Genomic DNA, 18,219 nt, shown 5'->3' with positions numbered 1-18,219 from the left:
AAAACCGACATGGCCACAGTCAACCCGCTTCAGTTCATCCAGCAAGTGCGTTCCGAAGTATCCAAGGTCGTCTGGCCCACCCGTCGCGAGGTCATGCTCACCACGGTTATGGTGTTCATCCTTGCCGCGTTGACAGCGGTGTTCTTTGCGATCGTCGATATCCTCATCCGTGGCGGGTTGCAGTACATCCTGGCCGCCTTCGGCTGATCCAGGGGCGCGGCACCTTAAAACGCCGTGGCCCTCTTGAAACATGTGCGATTGCGGGCTATCCCGCAGACCTGATCAAGAGGGGCGTGCGGCGATTCGTGTTGCGCGCCGATTTTTTGTTCACCGCCGGCATGCTGCGACAGGCTGGTTTTTACGAGAATTAGATGTGGCCGTTGCTGCATCACAAGACAGGGACCAAGTTCAGATGGCGAAAAGATGGTATTCGGTCAGTGTTTTGTCGAACTTCGAAAAGAAGATTGCCGAGCAAATCCGCACCACGGTCGCCGAGCAAGAGCTTGAGGACCAAATCGACGAAGTGCTGGTCCCCACCGAAGAGGTGATCGAGGTCCGGCGCGGCAAGAAAGTCACGACAGAGCGTCGCTTTATGCCCGGCTATGTGCTGGTCCATATGGAGATGTCCGATCGCGGGTATCACCTGATCAACTCGATCAACCGCGTCACTGGTTTCCTAGGCCCGCAGGGTCGTCCGATGCCGATGCGTGACGCCGAAGTCACCGCGATCCTGGGCCGCGTCCAAGAGGGCGAAGAAGCACCACGCACGCTGATCCACTTCGAAGTGGGTGAGAAGGTCAAAGTTGCGGACGGCCCGTTCGAAGACTTCGACGGTATGATCGAAGAGGTCGACGACGAGAACCAGCGCCTCAAGGTGTCGGTGTCGATCTTTGGCCGGGAAACACCGGTTGAATTGGAATTCACTCAGGTCAACAAACAGGTCTGAGCGATCGGCGGGGCGACCCGCTATGCGGTGGCAACACCGTTCGTTTGTGGGAGGGGATAGCGGCGCGCCGCCCAACCGCACCACGCTAGCAAGCGGCCACATCGCGATGTGGTTGTATAGGGTGAACGAAAGTTCACCGACATTAAAAGGAGAAGGCCAATGGCCAAGAAACTCGTCGGTACGATGAAGTTGCAAGTTAAAGCGGGACAAGCGAACCCATCCCCACCCGTCGGCCCCGCATTGGGTCAGCGCGGGATCAACATCATGGAATTCTGTAAGGCGTTCAACGCCAAGACAGCGGACATGGAGCCAGGTGCCCCTTGCCCGACCGTGATCAGCTACTATCAGGACAAGTCCTTCACCATGGACATCAAGACGCCTCCTGCGTCCTACTACCTGAAGAAAGCTGCCAAGGTTAACTCCGGCGCGAAAACACCAAGCCGCGAGACCGTCGGCACCGTGACCACCAAGCAACTGCGCGAAATCGCAGAAGCCAAAATGGCCGACCTGAGCGCTGTGGATGTTGAATCCGCGATGAAAATCATTCTGGGCTCTGCCCGCTCCATGGGCATCGAGGTTAAGTAAGATGGCAAAACTCGGAAAACGCACCCGCGCCGCACGCGAAGCATTCGTAGGCAAAGAAGATCTGACCGTTGAAGAAGCAGTCGCACTGATCAAAGCCAACGCAACCGCGAAATTTGACGAAACCATCGAAATCGCGATGAACCTTGGTGTTGACCCCCGTCACGCCGACCAAATGGTTCGCGGTGTTGTCGGTCTGCCAAACGGCACCGGTAAATCCGTTCGCGTTGCTGTATTCGCCCGTGGCCCCAAGGCTGACGAAGCACAAGCAGCAGGTGCCGACATCGTTGGCGCCGAAGACCTGATGGACGCTGTCCAAGGTGGCAAGATCGACTTTGATCGCTGCATCGCGACACCTGACATGATGCCCATCGTTGGTCGTCTTGGTAAGGTTCTCGGCCCACGTAACCTGATGCCAAACCCAAAAGTCGGCACCGTGACAATGGACATCAAAGAAGCTGTTGAAGCTGCTAAAGGCGGTCAGGTTCAGTTCAAAGCTGAAAAAGGCGGCGTTGTGCATGCTGGCATCGGTAAACTGTCCTTTGACGAAGCCAAGCTGGTTGAAAACGTACGTGCCTTTGTTGGCGCTGTGTCCAAAGCCAAACCTACCGGTTCCAAGGGTGCCTACATGAAAAAGATCGCGCTGAGCTCCACAATGGGCCCAGGTGTGACTGTAGAAGTCGACAACGCTGTAACCGAGTAAGGTCCAGCGATAGGCGCAGTCCTGCGCCTGCTATCAGATCCCCGCATTGGGTCATCCGATGCGGGGATTTTTTATGCGGAAACCGGCCGGATAAACGCGGTTTGATGGTGTTTGAAACAGATTAGCCTAAACTCGGCGCAAGAAAGTCGAGTTTCCCCTTGGCATTCCGCGCTGCATTCCCTAAGAAGCCCTCGATTCACTATGCATCGCATGGTGAGTCTTCTGTCCGAGACGAAGGGTGGCGCAAGCCTTAATTCCTTTCTGAGATGGGAGATGCAAGAATTACCGTTCGCGTAAGCGTGGGGCTATTTTGGCTTATTCCCGTAAAATGGACCAAGACTGTTCGCGTAAGCGGACTTAATTGAGCCGGGGGGTAACCCCCAGATTTGGAGTGAAACTGTGGATAGAGCCCAGAAAGAACAGTTGGTCGAAGAGCTCGGCCAAATCTTCGAAAGCTCTGGCGTCGTTGTGGTAAGCCACTACGTCGGCCTGACAGTTGCTGATATGCAGGACCTTCGTGCGCGCGCTCGCGCTGCGGGCGGGGCCGTGCGTGTTGCCAAAAACAGGCTCGCCAAAATTGCCCTAGACGGAAAGCCATGCGAAAGCATTGCAGATCTCCTGACGGGTATGACCGTTCTGACCTATTCCGAAGACCCCGTGGCAGCTGCCAAGGTCGCTCAGGAATTCGCTAAAGAGAATCAAAAGTTTGTCATTCTCGGCGGCGCAATGGGTGAGAACGCACTGGATGTCGCCGGTGTTGAAGCCGTGTCCAAGATGCCTTCGCGGGAGGAGCTTATCTCCACCATCGCGGGTATGCTGGGCGCACCTGCTTCCAACATCGCCGGGGCCATTGGCGCACCTGCAAGCAACATCGCTTCCATCTTGTCCACCATCGAGGACAAGGCGGCTGCGTAAAGCAATATCGTCAAGCTGGCGCAGGGTTGAACACTCGCGTTGGAACACACATATCGTTAACGGAAAGAGCTAAACATGGCTGATCTGAAAAAACTGGCAGAAGACATCGTTGGTCTGACACTGCTGGAAGCACAAGAACTGAAAACCATCCTCAAAGACGAGTATGGCATCGAGCCCGCAGCTGGCGGCGCAGTGATGATGGCTGGCCCTGCCGATGCAGGCGCGGCTGCTGAAGAGAAAACTGAATTCGACGTCGTTCTGAAGAACGCCGGCGCATCCAAAATCAACGTGATCAAAGAAGTTCGCGGCATCACCGGTCTGGGCCTGAAAGAAGCCAAAGATCTGGTTGAAGCTGGCGGCAAGATCAAAGAAGGCATCGACAAAGCCGAAGCCGAAGACATCAAAGCCAAGCTGGAAGCAGCTGGCGCAGAGATCGAACTGGCCTAAGCCATTAGATCTGGGTGCTGTTTTTGCTTGATGAAAGCAGACCGAAGTTTGTAAAGCTTTGGGCAAGCCCATAAAAATTAAGGCTGGACGGGGAATTCCCTGTCCAGCCTGATCTGTTTTGAAAAGTATTTCGAGCGAAATGCTTCTCTGGATAGGTCCTAGTGGTCGGAAGAGGTACGGTGGGACGTGCCTCAAGAATTGATCAGGATTTACCGCTCTTATGGGCGCGCATCACGGCCCCGGTGATGGCGAGCTCGGCAAGAGATACGAAAGGTGACAGACACATGGCGCAAACCTTCCTTGGCCAGAAACGTCTACGTAAATACTATGGCAAAATCCGCGAAGTGCTGGAGATGCCGAACCTGATCGAGGTTCAGAAATCCTCTTATGATTTGTTCCTGCTCTCCGGCGATGCGGAAACACCGACAGACGGTGACGGCATCCAAGGCGTGTTCCAGTCGGTTTTCCCGATCAAGGACTTCAACGAGACGTCGGTGCTTGAATACGTCAAGTACGAGCTCGAAAAACCCAAATATGATGTCGAGGAATGTCAGCAACGCGACATGACCTACAGCGCGCCTTTGAAGGTGACGCTGCGCCTCATCGTATTTGATGTGGATGAAGACACCGGTGCGAAATCGGTAAAAGACATCAAAGAACAAGACGTGTTCATGGGCGACATGCCCCTGATGACGCCAAACGGTACCTTTGTTGTGAACGGTACAGAGCGTGTTATCGTATCCCAGATGCACCGTTCGCCCGGCGTTTTCTTTGACCACGACAAAGGCAAGACCCACTCTTCGGGTAAGCTGCTGTTTGCTTGCCGCATCATCCCATACCGCGGGTCGTGGCTCGACTTCGAATTCGACGCCAAAGACATCGTGTTCGCGCGCATCGACCGTCGTCGTAAGCTGCCTGTAACAACGCTGCTCTACGCGCTTGGCCTTGACCAAGAAGCGATCATGAACGCGTATTACAACACCGTGAACTATACGCTGAAAGACGGCGAAGGCTGGGTTGCACCTTTCTTCCCTGACCGTGTGCGGGGCACACGTCCATCGTATGATCTGGTTGACGCCGCAACAGGCGAGATCCTGTTCGAGAAGGGCAAGAAGGTTACGCCTCGTGCCGTGAAGCAGTTGATCGACGAAGGCAAAGTGACAGAACTGCTGCTGCCCTTCGGTCACATCGCTGGCAAATTCGCCGCGCGTGACATCATCAACGAAGAAACCGGCGCGATCTATGTCGAAGCGGGCGACGAGCTGACGCTCGAGCACGACAAAGACGGCACGCTCATCGGCGGTACAGCGAAAGAGCTGATCGACGCGGGCATCACCGAGATCCCACTTCTCGACATCGACAACATCAACGTTGGCCCCTACATGCGTAACACCATGGCGGCAGACAAGAACATGAACCGCGACACCGCGCTCATGGACATCTACCGTGTGATGCGCCCGGGTGAGCCGCCCACAGTCGAAGCCGCGTCGAACCTGTTCGACACGCTGTTCTTTGATGCGGACCGCTACGACCTTTCCGCGGTTGGCCGCGTTAAGATGAACATGCGTCTTGCGCTCGACAAAGAAGACACGCAGCGCACGCTGGACCGTGACGACATCGTTGCCTGTATCAAGGCGCTGGTTGATCTGCGTGACGGCCGTGGCGATATCGACGACATCGACCACCTTGGGAACCGTCGTGTACGCTCCGTTGGCGAACTGATGGAAAACCAGTACCGCGTTGGCCTGCTCCGGATGGAGCGTGCGATCAAGGAACGTATGTCCTCGGTCGAGATCGACACTGTCATGCCACAAGACCTGATCAACGCGAAGCCAGCGGCTGCTGCGGTACGTGAATTCTTCGGCTCCAGCCAGCTGTCGCAGTTCATGGACCAAACCAACCCGCTATCCGAGGTGACGCACAAGCGTCGTCTGTCCGCGCTTGGGCCAGGTGGTCTGACACGCGAACGTGCCGGCTTTGAGGTGCGTGACGTTCACGCGACCCACTACGGTCGTATGTGTCCGATTGAAACGCCCGAAGGTCCGAACATTGGTTTGATCAACTCGTTGGCAACATTCGCCCGCGTCAACAAATACGGCTTTATCGAAACACCCTACCGTAAAGTAACGAACGGTGTTGTTTCCGATGACGTGCAGTACATGTCCGCGACCGAAGAAATGCGTCACACCGTGGCGCAGGCGAACGCGAACCTTGATGAGAACATGAAGTTCGTCAACGATCTGGTGTCGACACGGAAATCCGGTGACTACACGCTGTCGCCTTCCGAGAATGTCGATCTGATCGACGTTTCGCCAAAACAGTTGGTCTCGGTCGCTGCATCCTTGATCCCGTTCCTTGAAAACGACGATGCGAACAGGGCCTTGATGGGCTCGAACATGCAACGTCAGGCGGTGCCTTTGCTTCAAGCCGAAGCACCACTGGTGGGGACAGGTATCGAAGAAGTCGTCGCACGGGATTCCGGTGCTGCCTATATGGCGAAACGCGGTGGTATCATCGACCAAGTCGACGCCAGCCGTATCGTTATCCGCGCCACCGAAGACCTTGAACTGGGCGACGCGGGCGTAGACATCTACCGCATGCGCAAGTTCCAGCGTTCGAACCAGAACACCTGCATTAACCAGCGTCCGCTGGTAAAAGTGGGCGAGACGGTTCAAAAGGGTCAGGTTATCGCGGACGGTCCATCGACCGATATGGGTGAACTGGCGCTTGGTAAGAACGTGGTCGTCGCGTTCATGCCCTGGAACGGCTACAACTACGAAGACTCCATCCTGATCTCTGAACGTGTATCGCGTGACGACGTGTTTACCTCGATCCACATCGAGGAATTCGAAGTCGCCGCTCGTGACACAAAGCTGGGGCCAGAGGAAATCACACGCGATATTCCGAACGTCGGTGAAGAAGCGCTGCGCAACCTCGACGAGGCGGGCATCGTGTACATCGGCGCGGATGTTGAACCCGGTGACATTCTCGTCGGCAAGATCACTCCCAAGGGCGAAAGCCCGATGACGCCAGAGGAAAAACTGCTGCGCGCCATCTTTGGTGAGAAAGCCTCGGACGTGCGCGATACGTCGCTGCGTGTGAAGCCCGGTGATTTCGGTACCGTTGTTGAAGTCCGCGTGTTCAACCGTCACGGCGTTGAAAAAGACGAACGTGCGCTGCAGATCGAACGTGAAGAAGTCGAACGTCTGGCCCGTGACCGGGACGACGAACTTGGCATTCTTGACCGCAACATCTACGCGCGTCTTCAGTCGATGATCATCGGCAAGACGGCTGTCAAAGGCCCGAAAGGCGTCAAGGCAAACTCTGAAATCACCGAAGACCTGCTGGCATCCTTGTCGCGCGGTCAGTGGTGGCAGTTGGCTTTGGCCGACGAAGATGATGCCAAGATCGTCGAGGCCCTGAACGAGCAGTACGAGATCCAGAAACGGACCTTGGACGCGCGTTTCGAGGACAAAGTCGAAAAAGTCCGTCGTGGTGACGATCTGCCCCCGGGCGTGATGAAGATGGTCAAGGTTTTCGTCGCGGTGAAGCGCAAGCTGCAACCGGGCGATAAGATGGCCGGTCGTCACGGCAACAAAGGTGTTATTTCCAAGGTTGTACCGATGGAAGACATGCCGTTCCTCGCGGATGGTACGCCGGTCGACTTCTGTTTGAACCCGCTGGGTGTTCCGTCGCGTATGAACGTCGGTCAGATCCTTGAAACCCACATGGGTTGGGCCGCACGTGGCCTGGGCATCAACATCGACGAGGCGCTGCAGGAATACAAACGCTCCGGTGATCTGACACCTGTGCGCGAAGCAATGCACCACGCCTATGGCGACGATGTCTACGAAGAAGGCATCTCGGGTATGGACGAGGAAACATTGCTGGACGCAGCCAAGAATGTCGCGCGCGGTGTCCCAATCGCCACGCCGGTTTTCGATGGTGCCAAGGAAGCGGATGTCAACGACAGTCTGACACGGGCCGGTTTCGACAGCTCCGGTCAGTCGGTTCTGTTTGACGGCCGCACAGGCGAGCAGTTTGCGCGTCCGGTGACCGTCGGCGTGAAATACCTGCTGAAACTGCACCACCTTGTGGACGATAAAATCCACGCGCGTTCAACTGGTCCATACTCGCTGGTCACCCAGCAGCCATTGGGCGGTAAAGCGCAGTTCGGTGGTCAGCGCTTCGGTGAGATGGAGGTCTGGGCTCTGGAAGCTTACGGCGCTGCATACACCCTGCAGGAGATGCTGACTGTGAAATCGGATGACGTGGCCGGACGGACCAAGGTCTATGAAAGCATCGTCAAAGGCGAAGACAACTTCGAAGCCGGTATTCCGGAATCGTTCAACGTACTTGTGAAAGAGGTACGCGGTCTTGGCCTGAACATGGAACTCCTGGATGCGGAGGAAGACGAGTGAGGCACGCGCCGGGGTTTTCATAAACCCCGGACCGTTTCCTGAAGCAGGAAACACCTCACTCCCTCCGCTTTCGAGACTTATCTAAGGATTTAAGATGAACCAGGAACTGACAAACAACCCGTTCAACCCCGTCGCGCCAATGAAGACGTTCGACGAAATCAAGGTCTCTCTGGCATCGCCAGAGCGGATCCTGTCGTGGTCGTTCGGTGAAATCAAGAAACCAGAAACCATCAACTACCGGACGTTCAAACCAGAGCGTGACGGCCTGTTCTGCGCGCGTATCTTTGGCCCGATCAAAGACTACGAATGCCTGTGCGGCAAATATAAGCGCATGAAGTATCGCGGCGTTGTCTGCGAGAAATGTGGTGTTGAAGTAACGCTGCAAAAGGTCCGTCGCGAGCGTATGGGACACATCGAGCTGGCGTCGCCTGTTGCGCACATCTGGTTCCTCAAGTCGCTGCCGTCGCGCATCGGCCTGATGCTGGACATGACCCTGCGCGATCTGGAACGTGTTCTTTACTTTGAAAACTACGTTGTGATCGAACCCGGTCTGACGGATCTCACCTATGGTCAGATGATGACCGAGGAAGAGTATATGGACGCGCAGGATGCCTATGGCATGGACGCGTTCACCGCCAATATCGGTGCCGAAGCGATCCGCGAAATGCTGGCCGCCATCGATCTGGAAGCTGAAGCAGACCAGTTGCGTGCCGATCTGAAAGAGGCGACCGGCGAACTGAAGCCCAAGAAGATCATCAAGCGTCTGAAAGTCGTTGAATCCTTCCTCGAGTCCGGCAACCGGCCCGAGTGGATGATCATGACCGTCATTCCCGTGATCCCGCCAGAGCTGCGCCCGCTGGTGCCGCTGGACGGTGGCCGTTTCGCGACGTCGGATCTGAACGACCTGTATCGCCGCGTGATCAACCGGAACAACCGCTTGAAGCGTCTGATCGAACTGCGCGCACCTGACATCATCGTTCGCAACGAAAAGCGGATGTTGCAGGAATCCGTCGATGCCTTGTTCGACAACGGCCGTCGCGGCCGCGTCATCACTGGTGCCAACAAGCGCCCGCTGAAGTCGCTGTCCGACATGCTGAAAGGTAAGCAAGGTCGCTTCCGTCAGAACCTTTTGGGTAAGCGCGTCGACTTCTCCGGTCGTTCGGTCATTGTGACCGGCCCCGAGCTGAAGCTGCACCAGTGCGGTCTGCCCAAGAAGATGGCGCTCGAGCTGTTCAAGCCGTTTATCTACTCGCGTCTTGAAGCCAAAGGTCTGTCTTCCACTGTGAAGCAAGCTAAGAAGTTGGTGGAAAAAGAGCGTCCCGAAGTCTGGGACATCCTCGACGAAGTGATCCGCGAACACCCCGTCATGTTGAACCGTGCGCCTACCTTGCACCGTTTGGGCATTCAGGCGTTCGAACCGGTACTGATCGAAGGTAAAGCGATCCAGCTTCACCCGCTGGTCTGTTCCGCTTTTAACGCTGACTTTGACGGCGACCAAATGGCTGTGCACGTGCCGCTTTCGCTGGAAGCACAGCTTGAAGCACGCGTCCTGATGATGTCGACGAACAACGTTCTGTCGCCTGCAAACGGCGCGCCGATCATCGTTCCGTCGCAGGATATGATCTTGGGTCTGTACTACACGACCCTGGAACGCGAAGGCATGCCGGGCGAAGGCATGGTGTTCGGCTCTGTCGAGGAAGTCGAGCACGCGCTTGGTGCCGGTGCGATCCACCTGCACTCCAAGATCAAGGCGCGGATCAAACAGATCGATGCCGAAGGCAACGAGGTGATGAAGCGTTACGATACCACGCCGGGCCGTATCCGCCTTGGCGCGTTGCTGCCGCTGAACGCCAAAGCGCCGTTTGATCTGGTGAACCGTCTGCTGCGTAAGAAAGAAGTGCAGCAGGTCATCGATACGGTCTACCGCTACTGTGGTCAGAAAGAATCCGTTATCTTCTGTGACCAGATCATGACCATGGGCTTCCGTGAAGCTTTCCGTGCCGGCATTTCCTTCGGTAAGGACGACATGCTGATTCCAGAAACCAAGTGGACCTTGGTGGACGAAACGCGCGAGCAGGTTAAAGACTTTGAACAGCAGTACATGGACGGCCTGATCACTCAGGGTGAAAAGTACAACAAAGTCGTCGATGCCTGGTCCAAGTGTAACGACAAGGTCACCGACGCGATGATGGGGGCCATTTCGGCCGAACGTCGCAACGATGACGGCGCGGTGATGGAGCCGAACTCGGTCTACATGATGGCGCACTCCGGTGCGCGTGGCTCGGTCACACAGATGAAACAGCTGGGCGGGATGCGCGGTCTGATGGCGAAGCCGAACGGCGACATCATCGAGACTCCGATTATCTCGAACTTTAAAGAAGGTCTGACCGTTCTGGAGTACTTTAACTCCACCCACGGTGCCCGTAAGGGTCTGTCGGATACCGCTTTGAAAACAGCGAACTCGGGTTACCTGACCCGTCGTCTGGTGGATGTTGCGCAGGACTGTATCGTTCGTATGCATGACTGTGGCACCGAAACCGCGATCACGGCCGAAGCGGCTGTGAACGATGGTGAGGTTGTCTCTTCGCTGGCGGAACGTCTGTTGGGTCGCGTTGCGGCCGATGACATCCTGCGCCCCGGGACCGACGAAGTGTTGGTACCTGCGCAGACTGTGATCGACGAACGTCTGGCTGACATCATCGATGAAGCGGCTGTTCAATCCGCACGGATCCGCAGCCCGCTGACCTGTGAGGCCGAAGAGGGCGTCTGCGCCATGTGCTATGGTCGTGACCTTGCACGCGGTACGCTGGTGAACCAAGGTGAAGCTGTCGGCATTATCGCTGCTCAGTCGATCGGTGAACCCGGCACGCAGCTGACCATGCGTACATTCCACATTGGTGGTGTTGCGCAGGGTGGCCAACAGTCCTTCCTCGAGGCATCGCAGTCCGGTAAGGTCGTGTTCGAGAACGCTCAAACCCTTGAGAACGCCGCAGGCGAGATCATGGTAATGGGCCGGAACATGAAGCTTGCCATCGTTGATGATAACGGCGACGAGCGTGCCAGCCACAAGGTCGGCTACGGGACCAAGCTGTTCGTCAAGGAGGGTCAGTCGATCTTGCGCGGTGACAAGCTGTTCGAATGGGACCCCTACACGCTGCCGATCATCGCGGAGAAATCCGGTATGACCAAGTTCGTCGACCTGACGTCGGGGATCGCGGTCAAGGATGAAACCGATGATGCAACCGGTATGACACAGAAGATCGTGATCGACTGGCGTGCAGCACCCAAAGGCAATGAGCTGAAGCCGGAAATCATTCTGGTGGATGCCGATGGCGAGCCGGTCCGCAACGATGCGGGCAACCCGGTGACCTACCCAATGTCCGTTGATGCCATTCTGTCCGTTGAGGACCAGACTGAAATCAAGGCCGGTGACATCGTTGCGCGTATCCCGCGTGAAGGTGCCAAGACCAAGGATATTACCGGTGGTCTGCCACGTGTTGCGGAACTCTTTGAGGCACGCCGCCCCAAAGACCACGCGATCATCGCCGAGATCGACGGCTACGTCCGCTACGGCAAGGACTACAAAAACAAGCGTCGTATCTCGATCGAGTTGTCCGAGGATCCGGATCACAAGGTCGAATACATGGTGCCTAAGGGTAAGCACATTCCCGTTGCGGAAGGTGACTTTGTCCAGAAGGGCGACTACATCATGGACGGCAACCCCGCGCCGCATGACATCCTCGCGATTATGGGTGTCGAAGCGCTGGCTGACTACATGATCGACGAAGTGCAGGATGTTTATCGTCTGCAGGGCGTTAAGATCAACGATAAGCATATCGAAGTGATCGTGCGTCAGATGTTGCAGAAGTGGGAAGTCCAAGACAGCGGTGATACCACCCTGTTGAAAGGCGAACACGTCGACAAGCAAGAGTTCGACCAGGCCTGTGCCAAAGCGCTGTCCAAAGGCGGGCGTCCTGCGCAGGGCGAACCGATCCTGCTGGGGATTACCAAGGCGTCGCTGCAAACACGCAGCTTCATCTCGGCGGCGTCCTTCCAGGAAACCACACGCGTTCTGACCGAAGCATCGGTTCAGGGTAAGCGCGACAAGCTGGTTGGCCTGAAAGAGAACGTCATCGTGGGCCGTCTGATCCCAGCCGGTACCGGTGGAGCGACGCAGCAGATGCGCAAGGTTGCGACAGATCGTGACAACGTGGTCATCGAGGCCCGTCGCGAAGAAGCCGAAGCCGCAGCACGTCTGGCCGCGCCAGAGCCTACAGCCGACGATGTCGTTGGTGGCGATGTTTTCGACAACGTCCCCAGCGACGACGAAAGCCGCAGCTAAGCCTAGGCTTGATAGCTGACTAACAGAGCCCCCGCCGAGAGATCGGCGGGGGTTTTTCGTTGTGGGGCAGGGGGGATGAAATGTAAACCTCCGCCGAGGGCCGTCTGGCTGCTGAGCTGTGAGATCGTTTATCGAGTGTCCTTATGGACGCACACGAAGACACCCCCCGCATTCAAGTTTTGTCAGTCTCTGATACCGGCCGCCGCCGGCGTTGGTCTGATGACGAAAAAATCCGTATCGTTGAGGAAAGCTTTGGCGACGGCGTGACAGTGGCGGAGGTAGCACGACGCCATGAGGTATCGCGGTCTCAGCTTTATGATTGGCGTTATCGCCATAAGAATGGATTGCTTGGTTCTGGCCCGCAATTTTTGCGCGTTATGAAGATCGAAGATGCTTCTGATGGCACTGACACTGCGCCAGCGCCGCAAGCTCCTGTCATGACTATTGATCTCGGAAAGCGGTGTCGTGTGGCGATCCCGTCAGGTTTTGACATGGAAGCTGCTGCGCAGCTGCTTAACGGCTTGATGGTGCGGTCATGATCGCGTTTCCGGCTGGAACGAAGGTGTGGATTGCAGGTGGTGTGACGGATATGCGCCGAGGCATGAATACTTTGGCGCTGACAGTGCAACAGGGGCTTGGGCGTGATCCGCATGCGGGCGAGATCTTTTGCTTCAGAGGTCGAAAGGGTGACCTGGTGAAGCTGCTCTGGCATGACGGGGTGGGCATGTCGTTATATTTGAAGCGTCTTGAGGCGGGGAAGTTCATCTGGCCGGTGAGCCAAGACGGGACGGCTGTTGCGATATCTGCGGCGCAGTTGGGCTATCTTCTTGAGGGGATAGATTGGCGCAATCCACGCTGGACGCAAAGGCCCAACGCGGCTGGATAATTTATGCTGAAGCGCCTGTTTTTATTGGTATTTAGCGGCTTCTGTGGTAAATATTTGCCATGTCCGACGCCGCTTCCGAAATTGCCAGATTAAGCGCTGCACTTGCCGCGCAGACCGCCCGTGCGCAGGCTGCGGAAACCGAATTGGCGCAGGCTCGCGCTCTGGCCTCCTGCACAGACGCAATGATCCAAGAATTGAAGCTGGAGATCGCCAAGCTTCGGCGTGACAAATATGGCATCACCTCCGAGCGTCGCACGCGGCTGATTGATCAGCTGGAATTGCAGCTTGAGGAATTGGAAGCGGCCGCAACCGAGGATGCGCTGGCAGCTGAGCATGCTGCGGACAAGGCGAACGCCGTGCGTGTCTTCACGCGACGCAAGCCCGTGCGCAAACCGTTCCCCGATCATTTGCCTCGCGAGCGGGTCGTCGTCGAAGCACCTGCCGCCTGCACCTGCTGTGGCTCGGACCGGATCGTAAAGATGGGTGAAGATGTCACCGAGACGCTGGAGGTGATCCCCCGCCAGTGGAAGGTGATCCAAACGGTCCGCGAGAAGTTCACTTGCCGAGCTTGCGAGAAGATCAGCCAACCGCCGGCCCCGTTCCACGCCATTCCGCGCGGTTGGGCAGGGCCGCAACTGATCGCGATGATCGCCTTCGACAAGTATGGACAACATCAACCTTTGAACCGGCAATCCGAGCGCATTGCACGGGAGGGGATTGATCTGAGCCTGTCCACCTTGGCTGATCTGATCGGCCATACCTGTGTGGCGCTGGCCCCCATTCATGCGTTAATCGCGCGCCACGTGCTGGATGCTGGCCGTTTGCATGGTGACGATACCACCGTGCCGCTACTGGCGCGTGGTGGCGCAAAAACGGCGCGACTGTGGACCTATGTGCGCGACGATCGACCGTGGGGTGGGGGTGCGCCACCTGCCGCACTCTTCCACTTCTCAACAGATCGCCGGAAAGAACACCCGACACGGCATCTGGCCGAATGGCACGGTGTTCTTCAGTCGGACGTCTATGGCGGCTACAATGATTTGTATCTCGCAGATCGTAGCCCGGGCCCGGTCCGTAGTGCGCTGTGTTGGAGCCACGCAAGACGCAAGTTCTTTGAACTGGCCGACATCAAGGCCATAGCCCGCAAAGGTAAAAAGGTAGCAAAAGAAATCTCGCCCATCGCGCTGGACGCTGTGACGCGGATCGATGCGATCTTTGCGGCCGAGCGTAACATCACCGGCCTGTCAGATGCAGCGCGTCGTGAAGCTCGCCAGCAGTGGGTAGCGCCGATGGTCAATGATCTGCATGATTGGATGCAGGCCGAGCGGGCTCGGATGTCAAAGCACAACCCAGTTGCCAAGGCGATCAACTACATGCTCGAGGGCACAGGTCGCTGGGAGGCCTTCACCGCATTCCTTGATGACGGGCGTCTCTGCCTCACGAACAATGCCGCCGAACGGGCGCTCAGAGGGATCGCATTGGGCAGAAAGTCATGGCTTTTTGCAGGGTCTGAACGCGGTGGCGACAGGGCAGCCTTCATGTATACCCTCATTGTCACAGCAAAGATGAACGACATCGACCCGCAGGCATGGATGGCAGACGTCTTGGCGCGACTGCCCGAGATGCCTGTGTCACGCTTGCCAGAGCTGTTACCCTGGAATTGGAAGGCCGCCATAGGATTGAAGAGGATTGCTGCATGACGCTGGTCGCGCGCATCAAGGTCACATTGTCCGATGTCGAGCCTCAGGTGCTTCGACGCTTTGATGTGCCCCTCAAGATCAAGCTGAACCGCCTGCATGATGTGATCCAGGCTGCCATGGGATGGACTGACAGTCACTTGTATGAGTTCAGAGCCGGTGGCAGCGGCTGGGGCGTGCCAGACCCAGATGGTTTTTACGATGGCCCGATGCCCGCCAGCAAAACCAGCCTGCTTGACGTGATCGAAGATGTGGGAACCAAGACCATCCATTACATCTATGACTTTGGCGACAACTGGCACCACGTGATCAAGATCGAGAAAATCGATGGCTCTATCGCGGGCGCCGCATATCCACGCCTTGTCAGGGCTATCGGTGCTTGCCCTCCGGAGGATGTGGGTGGCTTCTCCGGCTACGCTGACTTCCTCGATGCCATAGCCGACCCCAAGCACGAAGAACACAGCCAGATGCTGGAATGGTATGGGGGGCAGTTCGACCCGGATGAGGCAGAGATCGGCCGCATCCTCGATAACTTCGAGCGTCTTGCAAAGAAATGGGCCCCGAAACCGCGCAAACCAAAAGCCGCACCCAAACGCCTCTGATCAATACGGCGCGCCCACGGCCTTCGCCGAATGCTTACGATGAAATAGCGTCGAAAATTTGCGCAGGTGGGCTGGTTTTCCACTGCGGCTTGCGCCAATGATAAGCCAACCTAATAAACTGAAAGCCACCCGATGTCGCCAAACCTTGCCGGAGCACTTTTCATGATGGGCTCCATGGCGGCCTTTGTGTTGAACGACACGATGACCAAGACGACCGGCGGGGCGGTGCCCCTGTTCCAACTGCTGTTCTTGCGCGGTGTGATCTCTATCTCGTTGATCGTGATGCTTTGGGGGCGGCTCGGCCCGATGCACCTGCGTCTTAGCCGGCGCGATTGGAAACTGGTCGCAATCCGGTCTGGTGCCGAAGTCGGGGCGAGCTTTTTCTTCGTGACCGCGTTGTTCAATATGCCCTTGGCGAACCTCAGCGCCATTCTGCAATCCCTGCCGCTGACGGTGACTTTGGGCGCGGCGCTGGTCTATCGCGAAAAGGTCGGCTGGCGGCGCTTCTCTGCGATCCTTGTGGGGTTCTTCGGCGTGATCCTGATCGTCAAGCCGGGCACCGAGGGCTTCAACATCTGGTCGATCTACGCGCTGATCGCGGTGTTCTTCGTTACCGTGCGCGACCTCAGCACCCGCCGTCTGTCGAAGGAGGTGCCGTCGATGACCGTGACCTTCGCCGCTGTGCTGGCCGTGACGGCATTTTCGACCTTCGCGCAGTTCACCACGCCGTGGGCTCCGGTCTCTTCCGCGCATTGGATCGCCATTACGGCGGCCGCGGTCTTTGTGCTGATGGGGTATTATTTCAGCGTGCAGACGATGCGGGTGGGCGACGTATCGTTCATCGCGCCGTTCCGCTACACAGGGTTGATCTGGGCGCTTATTCTCGGGTGGTTGGTGTTCGGCGACTGGCCGGTGCCGTCAACGCTCGCCGGGGCCTCTATCGTCGCTGCGACGGGGCTGTTCACACTCTACCGTGAACGCATCACTACCCGCCCGCTGCCGCCGCTTTAACCTTTGGCAAAGACGCGGCGCACAGTGCAGATGTCGATGGCAAAGCGGTCCTTGAACAGGATCTCTTCCTCGGAGCTGAGTGGGGATAGGTCGACCGCCCGTGCATTCTTTTGGCGTGAATCGTTAAATCCATTGTGGCCGCGGACATACATCGCAGGGTCGGGAAAGCTGAGCGCAGGCATGAAGCGGGGCAGCTTGTCGTGGGCAAAGTTCATGATCGTAAGCGGACACCCCGCGTTCACGAACATGGCCAACGCCGCGGTGTAGAACGGCCGGAACGACGGGGTCGCCGCGATACCATCCGCGCCGAACTCGGCCACGTAGCCCTTGTTCCAGTCAAGCGCGACGGATTTGTGCTGGACCAGTAGCGGGGCGGCGTCATCAACAGCTTTACGCAACTTGGCCACGAAATCGACCGCAATTGCGTCGTCGTCATCAAAGCGGAATTGCACACAGGGTTCAGAGCGCGCGTGGCGGGCCTTGTTCAGAATTTCCTTCATCACCTCGCGGTGCGGGCGTGGCGGCTCTACCACAATCCGCGCTTGGGGTAGGGGGGCGAGCAGGGCCCTGAGACGTTCCAGATGGACAGGGGGAAAGCGATCGCCGATCAGCACGATCATTTCGAAATCCGGGTCTGTTTGCGCCATCAGGCAGGGCAGGGCGACGGTTTCGAACAGGCGGAACCTTTCTTCAAGCCGCGCAGGATCATAAAGGTAGGCGATACGATCAGCGGTGGTGTCATGCCCGACCTGAAACCCGCCAAGCGCCGGATAGGAAAAGCGGCATAGCCCAAGTACCTGCATCGTGATCCGCCCTGTCCGAATAATGTGGCGTAAATATGCGCGGTAGCCGGGGTGTCTTGCAAGGTGGAATACCCGTTTGGCGTGCCGTGGGCGGCTTGGGGGCGGGGGCTGTTGACAGCGTGGACGACTCTGCCTATACGCCCCTTATCTCGGATGCGGGGGTCGCCCTGCTTTGCCGACATCATATCTACTGTGGTCACGATCCGGTCTACTGCTGACTCGATCCTCTGTTACCCCACCGCTTCGTTTTCCTCGGTACGGGAACGCTGCGGTGATTTTGCTTTGCGCCAGTGGTGTAGGGCGAAAGATAGGCTTCGTGGACGTGCGAAGTGACCGAATTTGAAACCGCACTGGGGTCCGCCCCGCTGCACCACTTATGTGAGCTAAACGGGGATAAAACCGGAATGCCAACGATCCAACAGCTGATCCGCAAACCGCGCCAGCCTAAAATCAAACGTTCGAAATCCATGCACCTGCAAGAATGCCCGCAAAAGCGCGGCGTTTGTACACGTGTTTACACCACCACACCTAAGAAGCCGAACTCGGCCATGCGTAAGGTTGCCAAAGTGCGCCTGACCAACGGTTTCGAAGTCATCAGCTACATCCCGGGTGAATCGCACAACCTGCAAGAACACTCCGTTGTTCTGATCCGCGGCGGCCGTGTAAAAGACCTTCCCGGTGTGCGCTACCACATCCTGCGCGGTGTTCTCGATACGCAAGGCGTTAAAGACCGTAAGCAGCGTCGCTCCAAATATGGTGCAAAGAAGCCAAAGTAATTTGGGTCGGTTTGGGGTCGCGCATCGCGGATACACGATGCCGGATCCCGCCGCCCGCCATGTTTTCCCGTAAGGGAGTGAGCCGAGT

At 57.2% G+C, this 18,219-nt stretch carries 15 protein-coding genes; 14 read left to right on the top strand and 1 reads right to left on the bottom strand.

The annotated features are described in order from the left end of the window. Positions 1–9: 9 nt before the first annotated feature. The 13 genes from secE (at position 10) to SJY36_RS13030 (ending at position 16,552) form a co-directional block, all read left to right on the top strand. Complete coding sequence (gene secE / locus SJY36_RS13090; protein ID WP_005849880.1) at positions 10–207, top strand: preprotein translocase subunit SecE; 198 nt, start codon at positions 10–12, stop codon at positions 205–207. A gap of 205 nt (positions 208–412) precedes the next feature. Further along, entirely contained in the window at positions 413–946 is a 534-nt protein-coding gene (gene nusG, locus SJY36_RS13085; protein WP_005849878.1) for a transcription termination/antitermination protein NusG, read from the top strand. A gap of 159 nt (positions 947–1,105) precedes the next feature. Then, complete coding sequence (gene rplK, locus SJY36_RS13080; protein WP_005849876.1) at positions 1,106–1,531, top strand: 50S ribosomal protein L11; 426 nt, start codon at positions 1,106–1,108, stop codon at positions 1,529–1,531. 1 nt (position 1,532) lies between these two features. Then, positions 1,533–2,231 carry a 50S ribosomal protein L1 gene (gene rplA, locus SJY36_RS13075; protein WP_386175671.1) on the top strand — a complete coding sequence of 233 codons (699 nt, stop codon included), beginning with the start codon at positions 1,533–1,535 and terminating at the stop codon, positions 2,229–2,231. A gap of 399 nt (positions 2,232–2,630) precedes the next feature. Next, positions 2,631–3,146: a 50S ribosomal protein L10 gene (gene rplJ / locus SJY36_RS13070; protein WP_037941629.1), complete on the top strand. Its 516-nt coding sequence runs from the start codon at positions 2,631–2,633 to the stop codon at positions 3,144–3,146. Positions 3,147–3,221: 75 nt separating this feature from the next. Further along, positions 3,222–3,593, top strand: a complete 372-nt coding sequence (rplL, locus tag SJY36_RS13065) for a 50S ribosomal protein L7/L12 (RefSeq protein ID WP_005849872.1) — start codon at positions 3,222–3,224, stop codon at positions 3,591–3,593. A gap of 284 nt (positions 3,594–3,877) precedes the next feature. Continuing rightward, positions 3,878–8,014: a DNA-directed RNA polymerase subunit beta gene (rpoB, locus tag SJY36_RS13060; protein WP_386175668.1), complete on the top strand. Its 4,137-nt coding sequence runs from the start codon at positions 3,878–3,880 to the stop codon at positions 8,012–8,014. A 94-nt stretch (positions 8,015–8,108) separates the two neighbouring features. Then, complete coding sequence (gene rpoC / locus SJY36_RS13055) at positions 8,109–12,356, top strand: DNA-directed RNA polymerase subunit beta' (RefSeq protein ID WP_386175665.1); 4,248 nt, start codon at positions 8,109–8,111, stop codon at positions 12,354–12,356. 143 nt (positions 12,357–12,499) lie between these two features. Continuing rightward, complete coding sequence (locus SJY36_RS13050) at positions 12,500–12,895, top strand: IS66-like element accessory protein TnpA (RefSeq protein ID WP_009827085.1); 396 nt, start codon at positions 12,500–12,502, stop codon at positions 12,893–12,895. After that, on the top strand, positions 12,892–13,242 hold the full coding sequence (gene tnpB, locus SJY36_RS13045; protein ID WP_009827084.1) for an IS66 family insertion sequence element accessory protein TnpB: 351 nt from the start codon (positions 12,892–12,894) through the stop codon (positions 13,240–13,242). Before SJY36_RS13050 ends, tnpB begins: the two co-directional genes overlap by 4 nt. A 59-nt stretch (positions 13,243–13,301) precedes the next feature. After that, a complete protein-coding gene (locus tag SJY36_RS13040; RefSeq protein WP_386173297.1) occupies positions 13,302–14,942 on the top strand; it encodes an IS66 family transposase in 1,641 nt (546 codons plus the stop codon). Next, on the top strand, positions 14,939–15,541 hold the full coding sequence (locus SJY36_RS13035; protein ID WP_009827082.1) for a plasmid pRiA4b ORF-3 family protein: 603 nt from the start codon (positions 14,939–14,941) through the stop codon (positions 15,539–15,541). The genes SJY36_RS13040 and SJY36_RS13035 overlap by 4 nt, the downstream gene beginning before the upstream one ends. A gap of 132 nt (positions 15,542–15,673) precedes the next feature. Next, positions 15,674–16,552: a DMT family transporter gene (locus SJY36_RS13030; RefSeq protein WP_386175662.1), complete on the top strand. Its 879-nt coding sequence runs from the start codon at positions 15,674–15,676 to the stop codon at positions 16,550–16,552. Here SJY36_RS13030 and SJY36_RS13025 read toward each other — a convergent pair. Continuing rightward, positions 16,549–17,355 carry a putative rhamnosyl transferase gene (locus SJY36_RS13025; protein WP_386175659.1) on the bottom strand — a complete coding sequence of 269 codons (807 nt, stop codon included), beginning with the start codon at positions 17,353–17,355 and terminating at the stop codon, positions 16,549–16,551. The genes SJY36_RS13030 and SJY36_RS13025 overlap by 4 nt on opposite strands. 404 nt (positions 17,356–17,759) lie before the next feature. On the opposite strand from SJY36_RS13025, the gene rpsL reads away from it, so the two are divergent. Then, positions 17,760–18,131: a 30S ribosomal protein S12 gene (rpsL, locus tag SJY36_RS13020; RefSeq protein WP_005849863.1), complete on the top strand. Its 372-nt coding sequence runs from the start codon at positions 17,760–17,762 to the stop codon at positions 18,129–18,131. Positions 18,132–18,219: the final 88 nt, after the last annotated feature.

The organism is Sulfitobacter sp. R86518 (assembly GCF_042466275.1).
Classification (GTDB): Bacteria; Pseudomonadota; Alphaproteobacteria; order Rhodobacterales; family Rhodobacteraceae; genus Sulfitobacter; species Sulfitobacter pontiacus.
This window is presented reverse-complemented; position numbering and strand designations above follow the sequence as displayed.

Bases quoted from the DNA above. Each gene is read 5' to 3' on its own strand.
- secE (WP_005849880.1), top strand. From the start codon at position 10: ATGGCCACAGTCAACCCGCTTCAGTTCATCCAGCAAGTGCGTTCCGAA.
- nusG (WP_005849878.1), top strand. From the start codon at position 413: ATGGCGAAAAGATGGTATTCGGTCAGTGTTTTGTCGAACTTCGAAAAG.
- rplK (WP_005849876.1), top strand. From the start codon at position 1,106: ATGGCCAAGAAACTCGTCGGTACGATGAAGTTGCAAGTTAAAGCGGGA.
- rplA (WP_386175671.1), top strand. From the start codon at position 1,533: ATGGCAAAACTCGGAAAACGCACCCGCGCCGCACGCGAAGCATTCGTA.
- rplL (WP_005849872.1), top strand. From the start codon at position 3,222: ATGGCTGATCTGAAAAAACTGGCAGAAGACATCGTTGGTCTGACACTG.
- rpoB (WP_386175668.1), top strand. From the start codon at position 3,878: ATGGCGCAAACCTTCCTTGGCCAGAAACGTCTACGTAAATACTATGGC.
- rpoC (WP_386175665.1), top strand. From the start codon at position 8,109: ATGAACCAGGAACTGACAAACAACCCGTTCAACCCCGTCGCGCCAATG.
- SJY36_RS13050 (WP_009827085.1), top strand. From the start codon at position 12,500: ATGGACGCACACGAAGACACCCCCCGCATTCAAGTTTTGTCAGTCTCT.
- tnpB (WP_009827084.1), top strand. From the start codon at position 12,892: ATGATCGCGTTTCCGGCTGGAACGAAGGTGTGGATTGCAGGTGGTGTG.
- SJY36_RS13040 (WP_386173297.1), top strand. From the start codon at position 13,302: ATGTCCGACGCCGCTTCCGAAATTGCCAGATTAAGCGCTGCACTTGCC.
- SJY36_RS13035 (WP_009827082.1), top strand. From the start codon at position 14,939: ATGACGCTGGTCGCGCGCATCAAGGTCACATTGTCCGATGTCGAGCCT.
- SJY36_RS13030 (WP_386175662.1), top strand. From the start codon at position 15,674: ATGTCGCCAAACCTTGCCGGAGCACTTTTCATGATGGGCTCCATGGCG.
- SJY36_RS13025 (WP_386175659.1), bottom strand. From the start codon at position 17,355: ATGCAGGTACTTGGGCTATGCCGCTTTTCCTATCCGGCGCTTGGCGGG.
- rpsL (WP_005849863.1), top strand. From the start codon at position 17,760: ATGCCAACGATCCAACAGCTGATCCGCAAACCGCGCCAGCCTAAAATC.